This window comes from Burkholderia sp. SIMBA_051 (genome assembly GCF_046534915.1).
Lineage (GTDB): Bacteria > Pseudomonadota > Gammaproteobacteria > Burkholderiales > Burkholderiaceae > Burkholderia > Burkholderia ambifaria.
The window spans coordinates 1-344 of sequence record NZ_JAWRXS010000102.1; the positions used below are offsets into that span (position 1 = coordinate 1).

Annotated in this window: 1 protein-coding gene; it reads left to right on the plus strand. The window is 64.0% G+C overall.

What is annotated here, in order from left to right:
* Positions 1-344: transposase (locus SB771_RS33735; protein ID WP_410721884.1), on the plus strand; the 344-nt coding region annotated here is incomplete at both ends.

The window sequence follows — 344 nt, forward strand, 5'->3', positions numbered from 1 at the left end:
GGGCCACGTGCTAACAGACAACCGGCATGGCCTGGTGGTCAACGCGCAGGTGACGCTGGCGACGGGCACCGCCGAGCGCGACGCGGCCGAGCTGATGCTTGCCGATGCCGCAAGTGTTGCGCCGCTCGGCATCACAGTCGGCGCGGACAAGAACTACGACACCGCCGGTTTCGTGGCCAGTTGTCGAGCGAACCGTGTGACGCCGCATGTGGCGCAAAACGATGGGCGTCCAGGAGGTTCAGCAATTGACGAGCGAACTACGCGCTGGCCGGGCTACGCGGTCAGCCAGCAAAAACGTAAACGCATTGAACAGGTGTTCGGATGGGGCAAGACAGTCGGGCGAA